Annotated in this window: 20 protein-coding genes; 18 read left to right on the top strand and 2 right to left on the bottom strand. The window is 71.1% G+C overall.

Annotation, left to right across the window (positions count from 1 at the left end):
* Nucleotides 1–4 precede the first annotated feature (4 nt).
* From ACWDAS_RS20705 to nuoN, 13 genes are read left to right on the top strand one after another with little or no spacing between them, the layout of a single operon-like run.
* Nucleotides 5–559 (top strand): NuoB/complex I 20 kDa subunit family protein, encoded by a 555-nt coding sequence (locus ACWDAS_RS20705; protein WP_018558792.1) that lies wholly within the window; start codon nt 5–7, stop codon nt 557–559.
* The gene (locus ACWDAS_RS20710; RefSeq protein WP_450392782.1) at nt 556–1,293 is read left to right on the top strand and encodes an NADH-quinone oxidoreductase subunit C; all 738 of its coding nucleotides are present in this window, start codon (nt 556–558) and stop codon (nt 1,291–1,293) included. Before ACWDAS_RS20705 ends, ACWDAS_RS20710 begins: the two co-directional genes overlap by 4 nt.
* Entirely contained in the window at nt 1,290–2,642 is a 1,353-nt protein-coding gene (locus tag ACWDAS_RS20715; protein WP_450392785.1) for an NADH-quinone oxidoreductase subunit D, read from the top strand. Before ACWDAS_RS20710 ends, ACWDAS_RS20715 begins: the two co-directional genes overlap by 4 nt.
* A gap of 26 nt (nt 2,643–2,668) precedes the next feature.
* A complete protein-coding gene (gene nuoE, locus ACWDAS_RS20720; RefSeq protein ID WP_450393035.1) occupies nt 2,669–3,496 on the top strand; it encodes an NADH-quinone oxidoreductase subunit NuoE in 828 nt (275 codons plus the stop codon).
* 2 nt (nt 3,497–3,498) lie between these two features.
* A complete protein-coding gene (gene nuoF, locus ACWDAS_RS20725; RefSeq protein WP_450393038.1) occupies nt 3,499–4,830 on the top strand; it encodes an NADH-quinone oxidoreductase subunit NuoF in 1,332 nt (443 codons plus the stop codon).
* Complete coding sequence (locus ACWDAS_RS20730) at nt 4,827–7,319, top strand: NADH-quinone oxidoreductase subunit G (RefSeq protein ID WP_450392788.1); 2,493 nt, start codon at nt 4,827–4,829, stop codon at nt 7,317–7,319. The genes nuoF and ACWDAS_RS20730 overlap by 4 nt, the downstream gene beginning before the upstream one ends.
* Nucleotides 7,320–7,330: 11 nt before the next feature.
* On the top strand, nt 7,331–8,653 hold the full coding sequence (gene nuoH / locus ACWDAS_RS20735) for an NADH-quinone oxidoreductase subunit NuoH (RefSeq protein WP_450393040.1): 1,323 nt from the start codon (nt 7,331–7,333) through the stop codon (nt 8,651–8,653).
* Nucleotides 8,646–9,320 (top strand): NADH-quinone oxidoreductase subunit NuoI, encoded by a 675-nt coding sequence (gene nuoI / locus ACWDAS_RS20740; RefSeq protein WP_450392791.1) that lies wholly within the window; start codon nt 8,646–8,648, stop codon nt 9,318–9,320. The genes nuoH and nuoI overlap by 8 nt, the downstream gene beginning before the upstream one ends.
* Nucleotides 9,317–10,123: an NADH-quinone oxidoreductase subunit J gene (locus tag ACWDAS_RS20745; RefSeq protein ID WP_450392794.1), complete on the top strand. Its 807-nt coding sequence runs from the start codon at nt 9,317–9,319 to the stop codon at nt 10,121–10,123. Before nuoI ends, ACWDAS_RS20745 begins: the two co-directional genes overlap by 4 nt.
* The gene (gene nuoK / locus ACWDAS_RS20750; protein WP_450392797.1) at nt 10,120–10,419 is read left to right on the top strand and encodes an NADH-quinone oxidoreductase subunit NuoK; all 300 of its coding nucleotides are present in this window, start codon (nt 10,120–10,122) and stop codon (nt 10,417–10,419) included. The genes ACWDAS_RS20745 and nuoK overlap by 4 nt, the downstream gene beginning before the upstream one ends.
* Nucleotides 10,420–10,431: 12 nt before the next feature.
* Nucleotides 10,432–12,330, top strand: a complete 1,899-nt coding sequence (gene nuoL, locus ACWDAS_RS20755; protein ID WP_450392800.1) for an NADH-quinone oxidoreductase subunit L — start codon at nt 10,432–10,434, stop codon at nt 12,328–12,330.
* Nucleotides 12,330–13,925: an NADH-quinone oxidoreductase subunit M gene (locus ACWDAS_RS20760; RefSeq protein ID WP_450392803.1), complete on the top strand. Its 1,596-nt coding sequence runs from the start codon at nt 12,330–12,332 to the stop codon at nt 13,923–13,925. Before nuoL ends, ACWDAS_RS20760 begins: the two co-directional genes overlap by 1 nt.
* Nucleotides 13,922–15,574 carry an NADH-quinone oxidoreductase subunit NuoN gene (nuoN, locus tag ACWDAS_RS20765; protein WP_450392805.1) on the top strand — a complete coding sequence of 551 codons (1,653 nt, stop codon included), beginning with the start codon at nt 13,922–13,924 and terminating at the stop codon, nt 15,572–15,574. Before ACWDAS_RS20760 ends, nuoN begins: the two co-directional genes overlap by 4 nt.
* Before the next feature lie 99 nt (nt 15,575–15,673).
* Here nuoN and ACWDAS_RS20770 read toward each other — a convergent pair whose 3' ends face one another.
* A complete protein-coding gene (locus ACWDAS_RS20770) occupies nt 15,674–16,264 on the bottom strand; it encodes a helix-turn-helix domain-containing protein (RefSeq protein ID WP_450392808.1) in 591 nt (196 codons plus the stop codon).
* Between the two features lie 169 nt (nt 16,265–16,433).
* On the opposite strand from ACWDAS_RS20770, the gene ACWDAS_RS20775 reads away from it, so the two are divergent.
* Entirely contained in the window at nt 16,434–16,691 is a 258-nt protein-coding gene (locus ACWDAS_RS20775) for a hypothetical protein (protein ID WP_450392811.1), read from the top strand.
* A 228-nt stretch (nt 16,692–16,919) separates the two neighbouring features.
* On the opposite strand, the gene ACWDAS_RS20780 is transcribed toward ACWDAS_RS20775, so the two are convergent.
* On the bottom strand, nt 16,920–17,090 hold the full coding sequence (locus ACWDAS_RS20780) for a hypothetical protein (protein ID WP_450392814.1): 171 nt from the start codon (nt 17,088–17,090) through the stop codon (nt 16,920–16,922).
* A gap of 514 nt (nt 17,091–17,604) precedes the next feature.
* On the opposite strand from ACWDAS_RS20780, the gene ACWDAS_RS20785 reads away from it, so the two are divergent.
* The 4 genes from ACWDAS_RS20785 (at nt 17,605) to ACWDAS_RS20800 (ending at nt 21,956) form a co-directional block, all read left to right on the top strand.
* Nucleotides 17,605–18,597, top strand: a complete 993-nt coding sequence (locus ACWDAS_RS20785; RefSeq protein ID WP_450393043.1) for a polyprenyl synthetase family protein — start codon at nt 17,605–17,607, stop codon at nt 18,595–18,597.
* A gap of 252 nt (nt 18,598–18,849) precedes the next feature.
* A complete protein-coding gene (locus tag ACWDAS_RS20790) occupies nt 18,850–20,106 on the top strand; it encodes a LolA family protein (protein WP_450392816.1) in 1,257 nt (418 codons plus the stop codon).
* 28 nt (nt 20,107–20,134) lie between these two features.
* The gene (locus tag ACWDAS_RS20795; protein WP_450392819.1) at nt 20,135–21,100 is read left to right on the top strand and encodes an ABC transporter ATP-binding protein; all 966 of its coding nucleotides are present in this window, start codon (nt 20,135–20,137) and stop codon (nt 21,098–21,100) included.
* Nucleotides 21,087–21,956 (top strand): ABC transporter permease, encoded by an 870-nt coding sequence (locus ACWDAS_RS20800; protein ID WP_450392822.1) that lies wholly within the window; start codon nt 21,087–21,089, stop codon nt 21,954–21,956. The genes ACWDAS_RS20795 and ACWDAS_RS20800 overlap by 14 nt, the downstream gene beginning before the upstream one ends.
* Nucleotides 21,957–21,960: the final 4 nt, after the last annotated feature.

Genomic DNA, 21,960 nt, shown 5'->3' on the forward strand with positions numbered 1-21,960 from the left:
AGCCATGGGTATTGAAGAGAAGCTGCCGAGCGGGTTCCTGCTCACCTCCGTCGAGGCGGCGGCCGGCTGGGTGCGGAAGGCCTCGGTCTTCCCGGCCACGTTCGGTCTCGCCTGCTGCGCCATCGAGATGATGACGACCGGGGCAGGGCGGTACGACCTGGCCCGCTTCGGCATGGAGGTCTTCCGCGGGTCCCCGCGCCAGGCGGATCTGATGATCGTGGCCGGCCGGGTGAGCCAGAAGATGGCCCCCGTCCTGCGCCAGGTCTACGACCAGATGCCGAACCCCAAGTGGGTGATCTCGATGGGGGTCTGCGCATCGAGCGGCGGGATGTTCAACAACTACGCCATTGTGCAGGGTGTTGACCATGTGGTGCCTGTTGACATTTATCTTCCAGGATGTCCGCCTCGTCCCGAAATGCTGATGGACGCCATTCTCAAGCTCCACCAGAAGATCCAGCACAGCAAGCTCGGCGTGAACCGCGAAGAGGCCGCGCGCGAGGCGGAGGAGGCGGCGCTGAAGGCGCTGCCGACGATCGAGATGAAGGGGCTGCTCCGATGACGGATTCCCCGGACACCCCGAACCCGGACAAGGACGTCAACGCGGCCGGCCTGCCCGGCCAGCGGGGCGACCACGGCGAGGCGATCCGCGTCCAGCACGGAATGTTCGGCGCCCGCAACGGCGGCGACACCTCCGGCTACGGCGGTCTGGTGCGCACCGTCCGGCTGCCCGGTGCGACGAGCCGTCCGTACGGCGGCTGGTTCGACGAGGTCGCCGACGAGCTGGAGGGCGCCCTGGAGGAGCAGGGCCTCGTCCCGGGCAACGCGATCGAGAAGGTCGTCGTGGACCGCGGCGAGGTCACCTTCCACATCGCCCGTGAGCACCTGCCCCGGGTCGCCAGGACCCTGCGCGACGACCCGGCGCTGCGTTTCGAGCTCTGCACGGGAGTGAGCGGCGTCCACTTCCCCGAGGACAAGGGCCGCGAGCTGCACGCCGTCTACCACCTGCGCTCGATCACCCACAACCGGCTGATCCGGCTGGAGGTGAGCGCCCCCGACGCGGACCGGCACATCCCGTCGCTCGTCGAGGTCTACCCGACCAACGACTGGCACGAGCGAGAGACGTACGACTTCTTCGGGATCGTCTTCGACGGCCACCCCGCCCTGATCCGGATCATGATGCCGGACGACTGGCAGGGCCACCCGCAGCGCAAGGACTACCCCCTCGGCGGCATCCCCGTCGAATACAAGGGCGCCCAGATCCCGGCTCCGGACCAGCGGAGGTCGTACTCGTGAGCACGCACGACACGTCGCACGCACCGAAGGCACCCCAGCAGGCGGAGGAGCGGGAGACCACCGAGGGCCGGGTCTTCACGGTCACCGGCGGCGACTGGGACGAACTGGCCGAGACCGTCGGCAAGGCCGACGACGAGCGCATCGTGGTCAACATGGGCCCGCAGCACCCGTCCACTCACGGTGTGCTCCGGCTGATCCTGGAGATCGACGGCGAGACGGTCACCGAGGCCCGCTGCGGCATCGGCTACCTCCACACCGGCATCGAGAAGAACATGGAGTTCCGGACGTGGACGCAGGGCTCCACGTTCGTGACGCGCATGGACTACCTCACGCCGTTCTTCAACGAGACGGCGTACTGCCTCGCGGTGGAGAAGCTGCTCGGCATCACCGACGCGGTCCCGGACCGGGCCTCCGTCATCCGCGTGATGCTGATGGAGCTCAACCGCATCTCCTCGCACCTGGTGGCCATCGCCACCGGCGGCATGGAGCTCGGCGCCACCACGATCATGATCTACGGGTTCCGCGACCGAGAGATGATCCTGGACATCTACGAGCTGATCACCGGCCTGCGGATGAACCACGCGTACATCCGCCCCGGCGGCCTCGCCCAGGACCTGCCGCCCGGCGCCGTGGACCAGGTCCGGGAGTTCGTGAAGAAGTTCCGCAAGAACCTCCCCGAGTACGACAAGCTCGCCACCGGCAACCCGATCTTCAAGGCCCGTATGCAGGACGTGGGTTACCTGGACCTGGCCGGCTGCATGGCGCTCGGCGCCACCGGCCCGATCCTGCGCTCCACCGGCCTGCCGCACGACCTGCGCAAGTCCCAGCCGTACTGCGGTTACGAGACCTACGAGTTCGAGGTCCCGACGGTCGACACCTGCGACTCCTACGGCCGCTTCCTGCTCCGCCTGGAGGAGATGCGGCAGTCGCTGGACATCGTCGAGCAGTGCCTGGACCGGCTGCAGCCCGGCCCGGTCATGGTCGCCGACAAGAAGATCGCCTGGCCCGCGCAGCTCGCGCTCGGGCCGGACGGGCTCGGCAACTCGCTCGACCACATCAAGAAGATCATGGGCACCTCCATGGAGGCCCTGATCCACCACTTCAAGCTGGTGACCGAGGGCTTCCGGGTGCCGCCCGGCCAGGCCTACGTCGCCGTCGAGTCGTCCAAGGGCGAGCTCGGCGTCCATGTGGTCAGCGACGGGGGCACCCGCCCCTTCCGCGTCCACTTCCGCGATCCGTCCTTCACCAACCTGCAGTCCATGGCGGCGATGTGCGAGGGCGGCCAGGTCGCCGACGTCATCGTCGCGGTGGCGTCCATCGACCCCGTGATGGGAGGCGTCGACCGGTGACAGAGGTATCACTCGGCATCCCCGCGATGCCCGCGCCGGACTACCCGGCCGACGTACGGCAGCGGCTGGAGGCGGACGCGGCGGTCGTCATCGCCCGCTACCCCAACAGCCGCAGCGCCCTGCTGCCCCTGCTGCACCTGGTGCAGGCGGAGGAGGGTTATGTCTCCCGCACCGGCGTGCGCTTCTGCGCCGAGCAGCTCGGGCTGACCACGGCCGAGGTCACCGCGGTGTCCACCTTCTACTCGATGTACCGGCGCAAGCCGTCCGGCGAGTACCAGGTGGGGGTCTGCACCAACACCCTGTGCGCGGTCATGGGCGGCGACGCGATCTTCGACGAGCTGAAGCGGCACCTCGGCGTCGAGAACGGCGGGACCACCGAGGACGGCAAGGTCACGCTGGAGCACATCGAGTGCAACGCGGCGTGCGACTTCGCCCCCGTGGTGATGGTCAACTGGGAGTTCTTCGACAACCAGGACCCCGAGTCGGCCAAGCGGCTGGTCGACGAGCTCCGCGCCGGCCACACCGTCGAACCCACCCGCGGCGCTCCTCTGTGCTCGTACAAGGAGACGTCCCGGATCCTCGCCGGGTTCCCCGACGAGCGCCCCGGCGCCGTCGAGGCGAGCGGCGGCGCGGGACCCGCCTCGCTCGCGGGCCTGCGGCTCGCCCGCGGCGAGGCCCTGCCGGGTACCGGGGCGGGCGTGCCCCGCCAGACCTCCGCCCCGCCGCGGGACGAGACGCCCACGGCTCACCCCAGCTCCCACGACGCCCCGCTCGACTCCGCGGTCTCCGACCCGGAGCACCCGGCGGGACCGGTCACCGAGGGGCGCCCGACGGAAGGCGAGGAGGGCCAGTGACCATGGTCGACTCGGCGGAGAAGGTGCTGTCGCCCGTTCTCTCGGCCTTCTGGGACGATCCGCAGTCCTGGACGCTCAAGACCTACCGCAGGCACGAGGGGTACGAGGGCCTGCGCAAGGCGCTGGCCATGCCCCCGGACGACGTGATCGCCCTCGTCAAGGACGCGGGACTGCGCGGCCGCGGCGGCGCCGGCTTCCCCACCGGGATGAAGTGGCAGTTCATCCCGCAGGGCGACGGCAAGCCGCACTACCTCGTCGTCAACGCCGACGAGTCGGAGCCCGGCACCTGCAAGGACATCCCCCTGCTCTTCGCCAACCCGCACTCGCTCATCGAGGGCATGGTGATCGCCTGCCACGCGATCCGCTCGAACCACGCCTTCATCTACCTGCGCGGCGAGGTCGTCCCCGTGCTGCGGCGGCTGCACCACGCGGTGGACGAGGCGTACAAGGCCGGCTTCCTCGGCAAGAACATCCTGGGCAGCGGCTTCGACCTGGAGCTGACCGTGCACGCCGGCGCGGGCGCGTACATCTGCGGTGAGGAGACCGCGCTGCTCGACTCCCTGGAGGGACGCCGCGGCCAGCCCCGGCTGCGCCCGCCCTTCCCGGCGGTCGAGGGCCTCTACGCCTGCCCGACGGTGGTCAACAACGTGGAGTCCATCGCCTCGGTGCCGGCGATCCTGCACAAGGGCAAGGACTGGTTCCGCTCCATGGGCAGCGAGAAGTCCCCGGGCTTCACGCTCTACTCGCTCAGCGGCCACGTCGCCAACCCCGGCCAGTACGAGGCCCCGCTCGGCGTGACGCTGCGCCAGCTGCTCACCCTGAGCGGTGGAATGCGGCCCGGCCACCGGCTGAAGTTCTGGACCCCGGGCGGCTCCTCGACGCCGATGTTCACCGACGAGCACCTCGACGTCCCGCTGGACTACGAGGGCGTCGGCGCCGCGGGCTCCATGCTCGGCACCAAGGCGCTGCAGTGCTTCGACGAGACCACCTGCGTCGTGCGGGCCGTCACCCGCTGGACCGAGTTCTACGCCCACGAGTCCTGCGGCAAGTGCACCCCCTGCCGCGAGGGCACGTACTGGCTGGTCCAGCTGCTCCGCGACATCGAGGCCGGCAGGGGCACCCTCGAGGACCTCGACAAGCTCAACGACATCGCCGACAACATCAACGGCAAGTCCTTCTGCGCCCTCGGCGACGGAGCGGCCAGCCCGATCTTCTCCTCCCTCAAGTACTTCCGCGACGAGTACGTGGAGCACCTGGAGGGCCGCGGCTGCCCCTTCGACCCGTCCAAGTCCACGGCCTGGGCCGACAAGTCTCACCTGGAGGTGAACGCGTGACCGTCACCACCAACGCCGCCTCCGGTGAGGCGGCGGTGCCGCCCGAGGACCTGGTGACCGTCAGCATCGACGGCATCGAGATCTCCGTGCCCAAGGGCACCCTGGTGATCCGTGCCGCCGAGCTGATCGGCATCGAGATCCCGCGCTTCTGCGACCACCCCCTCCTCGACCCCGCGGGCGCCTGTCGCCAGTGCATCGTCGAGGTCGAGGGCCAGCGCAAGCCCATGGCGTCCTGCACCATCACCTGCACCGACGGGATGGTCGTCAGGACCCAGCTCACCTCGGACGTCGCGGAGAAGGCCCAGCGCGGGGTGATGGAGCTGCTGCTCATCAACCACCCGCTGGACTGCCCCGTCTGCGACAAGGGCGGCGAGTGCCCGCTGCAGAACCAGGCGATGTCCGCCGGCCAGGTCGACACCCGCTTCGAGGGCCGCAAGCGGACCTACGAGAAGCCGGTCCCGATCTCCACCCAGGTGCTGCTCGACCGCGAACGGTGCGTGCTGTGCGCGCGCTGCACCCGCTTCTCGCAGCAGATCGCGGGCGACCCGATGATCGAGCTGGTGGAGCGCGGCGCGCTGCAGCAGGTCGGCACCGGGGAGGGCGACCCCTTCCAGTCGTACTTCTCCGGCAACACCATCCAGATCTGCCCGGTCGGCGCCCTGACCTCGGCGGCCTACCGCTTCCGGTCCCGGCCCTTCGACCTGGTCTCCTCGCCGAGTGTCTGCGAGCACTGCGCCGGTGGCTGCGCCACCCGTACCGACCACCGGCGCGGCAAGGTCATGCGCCGCCTCGCGCAGGACGACCCCGAGGTCAACGAGGAGTGGATCTGCGACAAGGGCCGCTTCGGCTTCCGCTACGCGCAGCGGCCGGAGCGGCTGGCCACCCCGCTGGTCCGCAACGCCGGCAGCGGTGAACTGGAGCCCGCGAGCTGGCCCGAGGCCCTGGAGGCCGCGGCGCGCGGCCTGGCGGCGGCCCGCGGCCGCACCGGCGTGCTGACCGGTGGCCGGCTCACCGTCGAGGACGCGTACGCGTACGCCAAGTTCGCCCGCGTCGTCCTCGACACCAACGACGTCGACTTCCGCGCCCGCGTGCACTCCGCCGAGGAGGCCGACTTCCTGACGGCCGCCGTGGCGGGCCGCGGCCGGGACCTGTCGGGGGACGGCGTCACCTACGCCCTGCTGGAGAAGGCCCCCGCCGTCCTGCTGGCCGGACTGGAGGCCGAGGAGGAGGCGCCCGGCGTCTTCCTGCGGCTCCGCAAGGCCTGGCGCAAGCACAAGCAGCGGACCTTCGCGCTGGCCCCGTTCGCCACCCGCGGGCTGGAGAAGGCGGGCGGCACGCTGCTGCCGGCCGCGCCCGGCACCGAGACCGAGTGGCTGGACGCCCTGGCCGGCGGCGTCGGCCTGGACGGCAACGGCCGCGCCGCCCACGAGGCGCTGCGCGCCGAGGGATCCGTGGTCCTGGTCGGCGAGCGGCTGGCCGCCGTCCCCGGCGCGCTGACCGCGGTGATCCGCTTCGCGCAGGCGACCGGCGCCCGGTTGGCGTGGATCCCGCGCCGGGCGGGCGAGCGCGGCGCCGTCGAGGTGGGCGCCCTGCCCGGGCTGCTGCCCGGCGGCCGCCCGGTCACCGACCCGCGGGCCCGTGACGAGGTCGCCGCGGTCTGGGGCGTGACCGCGCTCCCGTCCCGCCACGGCCGTGACACCGGGCAGATCCTGGAGGCGGCGGCGAGCGGCGAGCTCGGCGCGCTGGTGGTCGGCGGCGTGGAGCCGGCCGACCTGCCCGACCCGGCCGGGGCCCGCGAGGCCCTGGACGCGGCCGGCTTCGTGGTGAGCCTGGAACTGCGCCCCGGCGAGGTGACCGAGCGGGCGGACGTCGTCCTGCCGGTCGCCGCGGTCGCCGAGAAGGCCGGCAGCTTCCTCAACTGGGAAGGCCGGGTACGGCCCTTCGAGACCGCGATCAAGCCGGCCCAGCAGGTCCAGCGCCACCAGTTCCCCGACGCCCGGGTGCTGACCATGCTGGCCGACGCGATGGACGTCTCCCTCGGCCTGGCCGACGTCCGCGCCGCCCGCGCCGAGCTGTCCCGGCTCGCCCCCTACCAGGGTCCGCGCGCCGCGGCCCCGCAGGAGACCGGCCGCCCGCTGCCGAAGCCGGGCAGCGGCGAGGCGGTCCTCGCGGGCCACCGGCTGCTGCTCGACCAGGGCCTGCTGCAGCAGGGCGACGACGCGCTCGCCGGCACCCGCCACCCCGCGGTCGCCCGCCTGTCGGCGGCCACCGCGCGGGAGATCGGCGCCGCCGACGGCGAGGCGCTCGACGTGACCGGCCCGCTCGGCACGGTACGGCTGCCGCTCATGGTGACGGCGATGGCCGACCGGATCGTGTGGGTGCCCCTCAACTCGGGCGGCGGGGGAGTCGCCTCGGACACCGGCGCCCTGCCCGGCCAGGTCGTCCGGATCGCCCCGGCCGCCGCTGCCGCACCGGAGGTGACCCCGTGACGGGACTGACGATGCTCGCCGCCGAGGACCTGTCCATGTTCGGACGGGACCCGTGGTGGCTGGTCGCCATCAAGGCGGTCTTCTGCTTCGCGTTCCTGATGCTGACCGTGCTCTTCTCCATCGTGTGGGAGCGCAAGGTCGTCGCGTGGATGCAACTGCGCATCGGCCCCAACCGGCACGGCCCCTGGGGCATGCTCCAGTCGCTCGCCGACGGCGTGAAGCTGATGCTCAAGGAAGACCTGATCGTCAAGAAGGCCGACACTGTGGTGTACGTGCTGGCCCCGATCGTGGCGGCCATCCCGGCCTTCATGGCGATCGCGGTGATCCCCTTCGGCCCGGCGGACAACGAGATCTCGATCTTCGGTCACCGTACGCCGATGCAGCTCACCGACCTGCCGATCGGCATCCTGTACATCCTGGCCACCGCGTCCGTGGGCATCTACGGCATCGTGCTGGCCGGCTGGTCCTCCGGCTCGACGTACCCGCTCCTCGGCGGACTGCGCTCCTGCGCCCAGATGATCTCGTACGAGATCGCGATGGGCGTCGCCTTCGCGTCGGTGTTCCTCTACTCCGGCTCGATGTCGACCTCGCAGATCGTCGCCCAGCAGCACGACCGCTGGTACATCCTGCTGCTGCCGGTGTCCTTCATCATCTACATCGGCACGATGGTCGGCGAGACCAACCGCGCCCCGTTCGACATGCCCGAGTCCGAGGGCGACCTGGTCGGCGGCTTCAACACCGAGTACTCCTCGATCAAGTTCGCGCTCTTCATGCTCGCCGAGTACGTGAACATGGTGACCGTCTCGGCGGTGGCGACCACCCTCTTCCTGGGCGGCTGGCGGGCCCCGTGGCCCATCAGCACCTTCTGGGAGGGCGCCAACCACGGCTGGTGGCCGCTGCTGTGGTTCGTGGTCAAGGTGCAACTGCTGCTCTTCTTCTTCATCTGGCTGCGCGGCACGCTGCCCCGCGTCCGCTACGACCAGCTGATGAAGCTGGGCTGGAAGGTCCTGATCCCGGTCTCGATGGTGTGGCTGATGCTGGTCGCCACCGTCCGGGCGCTGCGCAACGAGAACTACGACTTCCAGTCGGTCGTGCTCTACGTCGGCGGAGGCGTCGTCCTGCTGTTCCTGGCCTCGCTGGTCTTCGACGTCTTCCGCGACCGCGGCGACAAGGCGAAGGAGGCGGCCGAGCAGGCCGGTCCGCAGGAACCGTTCGACCCCATGGCGGGCGGGTATCCCGTGCCGCCGCTGCCCGGTCAGGAACTGCCGCCCGTCCCGCGGCGGCCGTCCCGTGCGGAGCGTCAACTCGTAGGCAAGGAGGCCGACGATGCCTGAGTTCCTGGGCCCGGTCGCGGGCTTCGGCGTGACCTTCAAGGCCATGTTCAAGAAGCGCCTGACCGAGCAGTACCCGGAGTACAAGAAGCCGACCGCCCCGCGGTTCCACGGCCGCCACCAGCTCAACCGGCACCCGGACGGGCTGGAGAAGTGCGTGGGCTGCGAGCTGTGCGCCTGGGCCTGCCCGGCCGACGCGATCTACGTCGAGGGCGCCGACAACACCGACGAGGAGCGCTACTCGCCGGGTGAGCGCTACGGCCGCGTCTACCAGATCAACTACGCCCGCTGCATCCTGTGCGGGCTGTGCATCGAGGCCTGCCCGACGCGCGCCCTGACCATGACCAACGAGTACGAGCTCGCCGACAGCAGCCGCGAATCGCTGATCTTCACCAAGGAGCAGCTGCTCGCGGGCCTGGAGGAGGGCATGGTCGACTCCCCGCACGCGATCTTCCCGGGCATGACCGAGGGCGACTACTACCGCGGCGCGGTCACCGAGGCGGCCCCCGGGACCGAGCGCCAGGTCGCCGTCTCCAAGGGCGAGAAGCCGGACGAGGCGGTGCGGGGCGACGAGGGCGCGGAGGACGCGGAGGCCGCGGAGGCCGCGGAGGGCGTGGACGTCCCCGCGACGGGCGGCAGCGCTCCGGCCGGAACGGGAGGCGAGGCATGAACGGCGTGACCACGCTGACGACGCTGGCCGGGTACTCCACCTCCACCGGGGAGGCGGTCCAGTTCTGGGTGCTGGGCACCGTCGCGGTGCTCGGCGCCCTCGCGACCGTGCTGATGAAGAAGGCCGTGCACAGCGCACTGTCGCTTGCCGGGACGATGATCGTCCTGGCGGTCTTCTATCTCGCGCAGGGCGCCTACTTCCTCGGTGTCGTCCAGATCGTCGTCTACACCGGCGCGATCATGATGCTCTTCCTCTTCGTCGTCATGCTGGTCGGCATCACCGCGGCCGACTCGCTCAAGGAGACGCTGAAGGGGCAGCGCTGGCTCGCCGCCGGGGCGGGGGTCGGCTTCGGCGTCCTGCTGATCGCGGGCATCGCCAACGCCTCGATCAAGAACTTCGAGGGGCTCGGCCAGGCCAACGCCGGCGGCAACGTCGAGGGACTGGCCTCGCTGATCTTCACCAAGTACGTGTGGGCCTTCGAGATCACCGGCGCGCTGCTGATCACCGCCGCCGTCGGCGCGATGGTCCTCACCCACCGCGAGCGCACCCAGGCCCGTGCCACCCAGCGCGAACTCGCCGAGCAGCGCGTGCGCGAGGGCAAGCAGATCACCCCGCTTCCCGCACCCGGCGTCTACGCCCGCAACAACGCGGTCGACGTCCCCGGCCTCCTGCCGGACGGCACGGTCTCGGAGCTCAGCGTCAGCCCGACGCTGCGCGGCCGCGGCCAGTACCGGGACGTGTCCGCGGAGTCGGTCGCCAAGGTCGCCGAGCTGGAACAGCGCTCCGAGGAGGCGTCGAAGTGAATCCGGTCAACTACCTGTACCTGTCGGCGCTGCTGTTCACCATCGGCGCGGCCGGGGTGCTGATCCGGCGCAACGCGATCATCGTCTTCATGTGCATCGAGCTGATGCTGAACGCCTCCAACCTGGCGTTCGTCACCTTCTCCCGCATGCACGGCAACCTCGACGGCCAGATCATCGCCTTCTTCACGATGGTCGTCGCCGCCGCCGAGGTCGTCGTGGGCCTGGCGATCATCGTGACGATCTTCCGCTCCCGCCACTCGGCCTCGGTCGACGACGCCAGCCTGATGAAGCTCTAAGGGGTAGCGACAGTGGACTACTTGATCGGATGGCTCGTCCTCCTGCCGCTGCTGGGCGCCGGTGTGCTGCTCACCGGCGGACGGAGGCTGGACCGTACGGGCCACTGGATCGGCACCTTGCTCGCGGCCGGGTCCTTCGCCGTCGCGGCGGTGCTCTTCTTCGACATGCTCGGCCGCAGCGGCGAGCACCGCACGCTGCACTCGACCGCCTTCACCTGGATCTCGGTCGGCGGCTTCCACGCGGACGTGGCCTTCCAGCTCGACCAGCTGTCGATGACCTTCGCCCTGCTGATCACCGGTGTGGGCACGCTCATCCACATCTACTCGATCGGCTACATGGAGCACGACGAGCGGCGCCGCCGCTTCTTCGGCTACCTCAACCTCTTCCTCGCGGCGATGCTCCTGCTGGTCCTCGCCGACAACTACCTGCTGCTGTACGTCGGCTGGGAGGGCGTGGGCCTCGCCTCGTACCTGCTGATCGGCTTCTGGCAGCACAAGCCCAGCGCGGCGACCGCGGCCAAGAAGGCCTTCATCGTCAACCGCGTCGGTGACGTCGGCCTGTCGATCGCGATCATGCTGATGTTCACCACCTTCGGCACCTTCACCTTCGAGCCGCTCTTCGGCCAGGTGGACAAGGCGGGCGAGGGCATCCTGACCGGTATCGGCCTGATGCTGCTGCTCGCCGCCTGCGGCAAGTCGGCCCAGGTCCCGCTCCAGTCCTGGCTCGGTGACGCGATGGAGGGCCCGACCCCGGTCTCGGCCCTGATCCACGCGGCGACGATGGTGACCGCGGGCGTCTACCTGATCACCCGCTCCGGCGCGATCTTCAACGCCGCGCCCACCGCGCAGGTGGCCGTCGTGACGGTCGGCGCGGTCACGCTGCTCTTCGGTGCGATCGTCGGTTGCGCCAAGGACGACATCAAGAAGGCACTGGCCGGCTCGACGATGTCGCAGATCGGCTACATGGTGCTGGCCGCGGGCCTCGGCCCGATCGGCTACGTCTTCGCGATCATGCACCTGGTCACCCACGGCTTCTTCAAGGCCGGGCTCTTCCTCGGCGCCGGATCGGTCATGCACGGCATGAACGACGAGGTGGACATGCGGAAGTTCGGGGCCTTGAGGAAGTACATGCCGGTCACCTTCGTCACCTTCGGACTGGGCTATCTGGCGATCATCGGCTTCCCGGGCCTGTCCGGCTTCTTCTCCAAGGACAAGATCATCGAGGCCGCCTTCGCCAAGGGCGGCACCGAGGGGTGGATCCTCGGCGGGGCGGCCCTGCTGGGCGCGGCGATCACCGCGTTCTACATGACCCGCGTGATGGTGATGACCTTCTTCGGCGAGAAGCGCTGGCAGCCCGACGCGGACGGCCACGAGCCGCACCCGCACGAGTCGCCCCGCTCGATGACGATTCCCATGATCGTCCTGGCCTTCGGCTCCGTCTTCGCGGGCGGGCTGTTCAGCATCAACGAGGCCTTCGTGAAGTGGCTGGAGCCGGTCACCGGTCACGAGGAGGGCAACCCGCCGATCGGCGCGGGTGCCGTCACCGGCGCCACGATGGTGGTGATGGTGCTCGGCGTGGCCCTGGCCTGGGCCATGTACGGGCGCCGGCCGGTCCCGGCGGTCGCCCCGCGCGGCAGCCTGCTCACCCGCGCCGCCCGGCGCGACCTGCTCCAGGACGACTTCAACCACGTCGCCCTGGTGCTGCCCGGCGAGTACCTCACCCGCGGCCTGGTCTACCTGGACCACAAGGGCGTGGACGGCGCCGTCAACGGCACCGCGGCCGCCGTCGGCGGCCTCTCCGGCCGGATGCGCCGCCTCCAGAACGGTTATGTGCGCAGCTACGCCGTGTCGATGCTGGCGGGCACCGCGGTGCTGGTCGCCGTGACGCTGCTGATGAGGGGTGTTGCCTGATGTCCTTCCCCCTGCTCACCTTGACCGCCGGCCTGCCGGCGCTCGGCGCGATCGCCACCGCGGCCGTGCCGGCGGCGCGCCGCGGGGCGGCCAAGTGGCTGGCGCTGGCCGTCTCGCTGGCGACGCTCGTGCTGGCCGCGATCGTGTTCGTCCGCTTCGACCCGGGCGGGCCCCGCTACCAGCTCACCGAGTCCCACGCGTGGATCGCCAGCTTCGGCGTCCGCTACGAACTCGGCGTGGACGGCATCGCGGTCGCGCTCGTCGGGCTGACCGCGTTGCTCATCCCCTTCGTCATCGCGGCGGGCTGGCACGACGCCGACCCGCTGGAGGAGAAGAACCCCAACCGCCGCTGGCGGCCCACCCAGGGCTTCTTCGCGATGATCCTGCTGGTCGAGGCGATGGTGATCATCTCCTTCGAGGCCACGGACGTCTTCCTCTTCTACATCTTCTTCGAGGCCATGCTCATCCCGATGTACTTCCTCATCGGCGGCTTCGGGGACCGTGCGCACGAGCACGGCGAGGAGGAGGCGGCCCGCCAGCGCTCCTACGCGGCCGTGAAGTTCCTGCTCTACAACCTGGTCGGCGGGCTCATCATGCTGGCCGCGGTCATCGGGCTCTACGCGGTCACCGCCGACCAGCTCGGCCAGGGCACCTTCTCCCTCCAGGAGATCCTGCAGGCCCGGGCGGCCGGCAAGCTGGACTTGTCCACCACCGCCGAACGCGCCCTGTTCCTGGGCTTCTTCTTCGCGTTCGCGGTCAAGGCCCCGCTGTTCCCGCTGCACACCTGGCTGCCCAACGCCATGGGCGAGGCCACGGCGCCCGTCGCGGTGCTCATCACAGCGGTCGTCGACAAGGTCGGCACCTTCGCGATGCTCCGCTTCTGCCTCCAGCTCTTCCCGGAGGCCAGCACATGGGCGACGCCGGTGATCCTGGTGCTGGCGCTGATCAGCATCGTCTACGGCGCCCTGGTCGCCGTCGGCCAGCGCGACATCAAGCGGCTGGTCGCGTACGCGTCGATCTCCCACTTCGGCTTCATCATCCTGGGCATCTTCGCGATGACCTCCCAGGGCCAGGGCGGGGCGACGCTGTACATGGTCAACCACGGCATCTCCACCGCCGCGCTGATGCTCGTCGCGGGCTTCCTGATCTCCCGCCGCGGCTCCCGGCTCATCGCGTCCTACGGTGGGGTGCAGAAGGTGGCCCCGGTGCTGGCCGGCACCTTCCTGATCGGCGGTCTGGCCACCCTGTCACTGCCGGGGCTCGCGCCCTTCGTCAGTGAATTCCTCGTCCTCGTCGGGACGTTCAGCCGCTACCCGGTCGTCGGGATCATCGCCACCACCGGCATCGTGCTCGCCGCGCTGTACGTCCTCGTCCTCTACCAGCGGACGATGACCGGCCCGGTGAAGGCGGAGGTCCAGGGGATGCCCGACCTGAAGGTCCGGGAACTCGCCGTCGTGGCACCGCTGATCGCGCTGCTGCTCCTGCTCGGCGTGTACCCCAAGCCGCTGACCGACGTCGTCAACCCGGCGGTCCGGCAGACGCTCTCCGACGTGCACAAGACCGACCCCAAGCCGGCGCTGGAGGCATCCAAGTGAGCAGCACAGTTGCTGTCCACAGCCTGTGGACAACGGCGGCACCGCTCGCCGCCGACAAGATCAACGCGCCGAAGATCGAGTACGCCCAGCTCGCTCCGGTCCTGATCGTCTTCGGTGTGGCCGTCCTCGGCATCCTCATCGAGGCGTTCCTGCCGCGGCGCTTCCGCTACACCGGGCAGGTCGGCCTCGCGGTCGTCGGCATGGCCGCAGCCTTCGCCGCGGTCGTGGCGCTCGCGGCGGGCGGCTACGCGACGACCAAGGCGCACATCGCCGCCATGGGCGCGGTCGCCGTCGACGGCCCGGCCCTCTTCCTGCAGGGCACGATCCTGCTGGTGGGCCTGGTCGGGGTGTTCACCTTCGCCGAGCGCCGGCTCGACCCCAAGGCGCACGGCCGGCACGTCGACTCCTTCGCCGCACAGGGCTCCGCGGTGCCCGGAAGCGACCAGGAGAAGGAGGCCGTCCGGGCCGGGTTCACCACCACCGAGGTCTTCCCGCTGCTGATGTTCGCCATCGGCGGCATGCTGATCTTCCCGGCGGCGAACGACCTGCTGACGCTCTTCGTGGCCCTGGAGGTCTTCTCCCTCCCGCTCTACCTGCTCTGCGCCCTGGCCCGGCGCCGGCGCCTGATGTCGCAGGAGGCGGCGGTCAAGTACTTCCTGCTGGGCGCCTTCTCCTCCGCCTTCCTGCTCTTCGGCATCGCCCTGCTGTACGGCTACGCGGGCACCGTCTCGTACTCCGGCATCGCCTCGGTCGTGGACGGCACCGCCAAGCTCACCCCGGCGCTGGCCGACTCCTCCGGCAACGACGCGCTGCTGCTGATCGGCGCCGCGCTGGTCGGCATGGGCCTGCTGTTCAAGGTGGGCGCCGTGCCGTTCCACATGTGGACGCCGGACGTCTACGAGGGCGCGCCGACCCCGGTCACCGGCTTCATGGCCGCGGCCACCAAGGTCGCCGCCTTCGGCGCGCTGCTGCGGCTGCTCTACGTGGTCCTGCCGGAGCTGCGCTGGGACTGGCGGCCGGTGCTGTGGGGCGTCGCGATCCTGACGATGCTGGTCGGCGCGATCGTGGCCGTCACGCAGACCGACGTGAAGCGCCTGCTCGCGTACTCGTCCATCGCGCACGCCGGGTTCATCCTGGCCGGTGTCATCGCGACCACCCCGGAGGGCGTCTCCTCGGTGCTCTTCTACCTGGCGGCGTACTCCTTCGTGACGCTGGGCGCGTTCGCGGTCGTCACGCTGGTGCGCGACGCCGGCGGCGAGGCCACGCACCTGTCGCGCTGGGCGGGGCTGGGACGGCGCTCCCCGCTGGTGGCCGCGGTGTTCGCGGTCTTCCTGCTCGCCTTCGCCGGCATCCCGCTGACCTCGGGCTTCGCCGGGAAGTTCGCGGTCTTCAAGGCCGCCGCGCAGGGCGGCGCGGTGCCGCTGGTGATCGTGGGTGTGCTGTCGTCCGCGATCGCGGCGTTCTTCTACATCCGGGTCATCGTGCTCATGTTCTTCAGCGAGCCCAAGGCCGACGGCCCCTCGGTCGCCGTGCCCTCGCCGCTGACGTCCATGGCCATCGCGGTGGGTGTCGCGGTCACCTTGGTGCTGGGCGTCGCGCCCCAGTACTTCCTGGACCTCGCGAACCAGGCGGGTGTCTTCGTCCGCTGACCCGGGCCCGGTGCCCGAGCGGCCCGCGACCTGAGCGCCCCGCGACCGGATCCCCGGTCGCGGGGCGCTCCGCTGTGGCGGCTCAGGGGCCGCTGGAGCTCAGCCGCCGCTGGGGCGGGCCCGTACGTGCATCCGCTCGCCCTGCGCCCCGAACAGGCTGAGGAACTCCACGGGCTGCGGCCCGGCGCTCGCGAAGCCGTGCGGGGTGTGGGTGTCGAACTCGGCGGCCTCTCCGGCTCCGAGGACCAGGTCGTGCTCGCCCAGGGCCAGCCACAGCCGGCCGGACAGCACATAGAGCCACTCGTACCCCTCGTGCGTGCCCTGCCCGGGGCGCACGCCCGGGGTCTTCGAGGGCGGCAGGATCAGCTTGTAGGCGTGCAGACCGCCCAGGTGCCGGGTGAGGGGGACGAAGGTCTGCCCGCGCCGTGTGAAGGGGCGCGGGTGGATGCGCGGGTCCCCGGTGGGCGGTGCGCCGACCAGCTCGTCCAGCTGCACCCCGTAGGTCTTCGCGAGCGGCAGCAGGAGCTCCAGGGTCGGCTTGCGCTGCCCGGACTCCAGCCGCGACAGGGTGCTCAGCGAGATACCCGTCGCCTCGCTGACCTGCGCCAGGGTGACGCCGCGGGAGCGGCGCACCCACCGCAGCCGCGGGCCCACCGCGTTCAGCACACCGGGAATGTCGTCGTCGGCCATCCCTCCATTTGCCGTCCCGGCAAGAGACTTTGTCAACCCAGGGAACGCGGCCGGAGAATCCCCGCGGAACGGAGGCACGCGACATGACGACGAACGCGACGACGGACACGACGACCGGCACCCCGGGCGATCCTGCCGGCGGCCCGGCGGCCACGTCGTCGGCACCCACGTGCCCGCCGATCCGGCCGGCGCGACCGCCGTGCCCGGGGTGTGGGTTGCGGGCGATGTCACCGGCCTCTTCGAACAGGTGGTCGGCGCCGCCGCCGCGGGTGTGCGCGCCGGAGCGGCGATCAACGCAGACCTGATCGCCGACGAGACCCGCCGCGCGGTGGCGGCCCGGCGTGCCGGCCCGTCGGCCGTCTTCTCCGGACCCGTGGAGGCCGAGGTGTGCGCACGGGTCCTCGGCGAACGCCGCCACGGCCTGTGACGGGCCCCGGCGGGGACGCGGCCGCGCCCCCGTCGCGGCGCGATCACGCCGGCCCCCGCATTCCGGCCCGCCATTCCGCCCTGGAAACCTCCCGACTGCGGTACGGAATCGGCCACTTCGGGGCCCGCGGTGAACAGCGCCCGCCTCGGCGGGGACGGCAGGGTCGTGCCGTCCACCGCCGCGCCCGGCGGCCGGGTTCTCCGCCGACCACGTCATGGCCGCCACCGGCTACCGCGTCGACTGGAGGCGCCAGAGTTCCTCGGCCCCGAACTGCGCCCCGAACTGCGCCCTGAACTGCGCCCCGAACTGCGCGCGGACCGGCGGCTCGCCCCGGTTGGGCGCCGACTCCGGCACCTCCGTACCGGGGACGTACGTCACCGGGCTGCCCGCCGCGGCCACCTACGGGCCGGTGCTGCGCTTCGTGTGCGGCACGGAGTGGGCCTCGCCGCGCCTGGCGGCGGCGGTGACCAAGGCGTACGGACGCCAGGCCGCAGCTGACCCGTACCGCCCCTTCCGTGCGACAGCGCGGCCTCCTGCACCCGGTGGAGGCCGCGCTGTTCGCCGTCTGCCCGCCCTGTCCGCCGTGTCGCCGTTCCGGCCGGGACCGCGGACGCATGGCCGGCCGCTCGCCGGGGAAGGCGCGACTGCGGTGGCGGCTCTCTCCGGGGCACCGAGGGGGTTGTCCGCGGCGGCGGTGGTGCCGACGGCGAGCGCCGTCCCGGGAGAAGAGCGGTGGCACACGCGGGCAAAACCGGGCGTAGTGGCCCGAGGGGGCCATGCCCTCGCAGTGATCGAGAGGCGACCGGTTACTCTGCCGGTGTAGTGCAGCGCCACGCCCCAAGCCGCGGAAGCGATCTCAGCGACAGGAGAATCCCAGGTGACGACCGTCGTCGGGCCCTTCGGGCTGAGCGTAATGGACGAGAGCCTCGAGACCGATGTCCGGGCCGGGCTGTCGGCCGTGGAGGAAGGCCTCCTGGAGGCCACCAAGAGCGATGTGCCGTTCATCACAGGGGCGGCCCGCCATCTGCTGACCGCCGGCGGGAAGCGGTTCCGTCCGCTGCTGGTGCTGCTGGCCGCCCAGTTCGGTGATCCGCACGCGCCGGGCGTCGTGCCGTCGGCCGTGGTGGTGGAGCTGACGCACCTGGCGACGCTATACCACGACGACGTCATGGACGAGGCCGCGGTGCGGCGCGGCGTGCCGAGCGCCAACGCCAGCTGGGACAACTCGGTTGCCGTACTGACCGGCGACTTCCTGTTCTCCAAGGCCTCGCACATACTGGCCGACCTCGGGCCGGAGGCCGTACGCATCCAGGCCGAGGCCTTCGAGCGGCTGGTCACCGGGCAGATCCTGGAGACCGTGGGCCCGCGCGACGGACGCGACCCGATCGACCACTACCTGGAAGTCATCGCCGGCAAGACGAGCTCGCTGATCGCCGTCTCCTGCCGCTTCGGCGCGATGATGTCCGGCGCGGACGAGACGGTCGTCGACATCGTCACCCAGTACGGCGAGCGCATCGGCACCGCCTTCCAGCTCGCCGACGACGTGCTGGACATCGCCAGCGACTCGCACGAGTCCGGCAAGACCCCCGGCACGGACCTGCGCGAGGGCGTGCCGACCCTGCCGGTCCTGCATCTGCGTTCGGCCGTGGCCAAGGCCAAGGCCAACGGCTTCGCCTCGCCGGACGACCTGCGGCTGTGCGAACTGCTGGACGGCGATCTGACGGACGACCGGCGGCACGCGGAGGCCCTCGCGCTGCTGCGTGCCCACCCGGCGCTGCAGCAGGCCCGGCGTGACACCGTGCGCTACGCGGACGAGGCGCGGGCCCTGCTGGCCCCGCTGCCGGACTGCGCCGCGAAGCGGGCCCTGGAGGGCCTCTGCGACGCCGTGGTGCACCGCGCGGGCTAGAGCGGCCGAGCGGCCGGTCCGGGGCGCGTCCCCGGCCGTCCGGGGCCGCCGGGCGGCTTCCGCCCTGAGCTGTTGTCAGGGACCGTCATCCCAGAGGTGTACGCCGAGTTGATCCCGGCGGGCGATGCGCCCGAGTGGCCGGATTGATGGGATAAGAGGCACCACCACACGGCGGATCGGGTGACAATGGCCCGAGGTGGACGAGTGCGAAGCTGACGGGAACCCGCCGTTGACAACGGAGGTAGGGACGTAATGGCACCCATCCAGCCCATGGACGACGACCGGGAACCCCGGCGCCGGGCCAAGGCGATACGTTACGCGGTCCCGATCGCGGCGGCCGGAGTCGCCGCGGCGACCATCGGGCTCGTACCGGCGCTCGCGAACGCGGGCAGCCCCGATCTGCCCAAGATCACTGCCGAGGAGCTGATCGCGAAGGTCGCGACCTCGGACACCCAGACGCTCTCCGGCTCGGTCCGCATCACCACCGACTTCGGCCTGCCGGCCCTGCTGACCGGCGCCACGGGCATCGCGGGGCCGTTCGGCGGCGGTGGCGGCGGGCACGGCGGCTCCTCGGCCGACCCGAAGGAGCAGCTGACACAACTGCTCGCCGGTTCGCACACCCTGCACATCGCGGCCGACGGCCCGCAGAAGCAGAAGGTGTCGATCGTCGAGAACGCGGCCGAGTACAGCGTCATCCACAACGGTGACGAGGTCTGGGCCTACGACAGCGGCAGCAACCAGGCCTACCACCTGACGGATCTCCCGCAGGAGGCTCAGGGCAAGGCCAGGGGCGACCGCGAGCTGCCCGAGCGCTGGCCGGCCACCCCGCAGGAGGCCGCCGAGAAGATCCTCGACGCGGTCGACGACACCTCCACCGTCTCGGTGGACGGCACCGCGCGCATCGCCGGGCGGGACGCCTACCAGTTGGTGATCAGGCCCAAGGCGGCCGATTCCACGGTCGGGTCGATCCGGATCGGCGTGGACTCCGGCACGGGTGTGCCGCTGAAGTTCACACTCGCCCCGAGGAACGGCGGCAAGGCGATCGTCGATGTCGCCTTCACCAAGGTGGACTTCGCCAGGCCCGCCGCCTCGACCTTCGACTTCACCCCGCCCAAGGGCGCCAAGGTGACGACGGAGAAGGCCGACGGGAAGACCGCGCAGGACAGCCGCGGCCGGCACGAGGAGTTCGGCGGCCCCGGCGGCCCCGGCGGCCTCGACGGTCTGGAGGGCCTCGGCGTCCTCGGAAAGGGCTGGGACTCGATCGCCGAGCTGCAGCTGCCGAAGGACGCGCTGAACACCGGCCCGTCCGAGCACGGCGGCAAGGCCCCGGGCTTCGGCGGGCAGTCGCTGCTCGGCTCCTTCGGCAAGGACGTCAAGGGCGACTTCGGCACCGGAACGGTCTTCGGGACCCGCCTGGTCAACGCCCTGATCACCGACGGCGGCAAGGTCTATGTGGGCACCGTGAACCAGGACGCCCTGATCAAGGCCGCCAACGCGGCCGCGAAGTAAGGCACCGTCACAGAGCGAAGGAGCGCCGATGGGGGAGCTGTCCGCCGAGACCGGTGAGCACGCGATCTCCACGATCGGACTCACCAAGAGGTACCGCGGCGGACAGCTCGCCGTCGACGGCCTCGACCTGGCCGTCCCCCGCGGCAGCGTCTTCGGCTTCCTGGGGCCCAACGGCTCCGGGAAGACGACGACGATCCGCATGCTCATGGGGCTCATCGAGCCGACCTCCGGAACGGCGCGGGTGCTCGGCGAGCCCATGCCGCGGGCCGTGCGCAGCGTTCTGCCGCGGGTCGGCGCGCTGATCGAGGGCCCCGCCCTCTACGGCTTCCTCTCCGGCCGTGACAACCTGCTGCGCTTCGACGCCGCCGACCCGACCGCCGAGCCCCGCACCCGGGCGGCACGGGTCGGTACGGCGCTGGAGCGGGTCGGGCTGGCCGCCGCCGCGGGCAAGAAGGCGCGTGCCTACTCGCTCGGCATGAAACAGCGGCTCGGCCTGGCCGCCGCGCTGCTGCGGCCCCGCGAACTGCTGGTGCTGGACGAGCCCACCAACGGCCTCGACCCGCAGGGCATGCGCGAGATCCGCTCGCTCGTCCGGGAGCTGGCGGCGGACGGCACCACGGTCTTCCTCTCCTCCCATCTCCTCGACGAGATCGAGCAGGTCTGCACCCATGCCGCCGTGATGTCCCGAGGCAGGCTGATCACCCAGGGCCCGGTGGAGGCGCTGGCCTCCGCCGGACGGCTGGTGGTCAGCACTCCCGACCCGGCCGAGGCGGTCCGTGTCCTGAAGGAGCAAGGGGTGACCGGCCTGGCCGCCGACGGCGAGAGGGTCACCGGAGAGCTGCCGCAGGATCCCGCCGCGCTCCCCGAACTCGCCGATCTCAATGCCGCGCTGGTCGGCGCCGGAGTGCGGGTCCGCGGCTTCGGAGTCGAACGGGCATCACTGGAGGACGCGTTCGTCGCGCTGACCGGAGAGGGCTTCGATGTCGCAGGCTGACACCCTGAACAGGACGGTGTGGCCGATCCGGTCGCTCGGGCTGTTCCGCAGCGAGCTGGTCATCGTGCTGCGCCGATGGCGCACCCTCGCGTTGCTGGCCGTTCTTGCCGGGGTCCCGGTGCTCATCGGGATCGCGGTGCGGATCGAGACCGGTGGCGGCGGCTCGGCCGGCGGCGGGGGCGGCGGCCCGGCCTTCGTCTCCCTGATCACCAACAACGGGCTCTTCCTGGTGTTCGCCTCGCTCGCCGCGACCCTGCCCTTCTTCCTCCCCATGGCGATCGGTGTCGTCGCGGGTGACGCGATCGCCGGCGAGGCCAACGCGGGCACCCTGCGCTATCTGCTGGTCGCCCCGGCCGGGCGTGCCCGTCTGCTGCTCTCCAAATACGCCTCCGTCCTGGCCTTCTGCCTGATCGGCACCCTCGTCGTGGCGGCCTCGGCACTGCTGACCGGCGCGCTGCTCTTCCCCCTCGGAGACGTCACCCTGCTGTCGGGCACGACGGTCTCCTTCTCCGAGGGCCTGCTGCGCGCCCTTCTGGTGGCCCTGGCCGTGGCCGCCTCCCTCACCGGCATCGCCGCGCTCGGCCTGTTCATCTCCACGCTCACCAACAGCGGCATCGCCGCCATGGCCACCACCGTGGGCCTGCTGATCACCGTGCAGATCGTCGACACCATCCCCCAACTGCACGCCGTCCAGCCCTACCTCTTCCCCCACTACTGGCTGAGCTTCGCCGACCTCGTCCGCGCTCCCGTCTACTGGGACGACCTGCGCAGCAACTTCCAGCTCCAGGCCCTCTACGTCGCCGTGTTCGGCTCCGCGGCGTGGGCCCGCTTCACCACCCGTGACGTCACGGCCTGACCGC

The sequence above is a fragment of the Streptomyces sp. NPDC001070 genome, assembly GCF_053598835.1.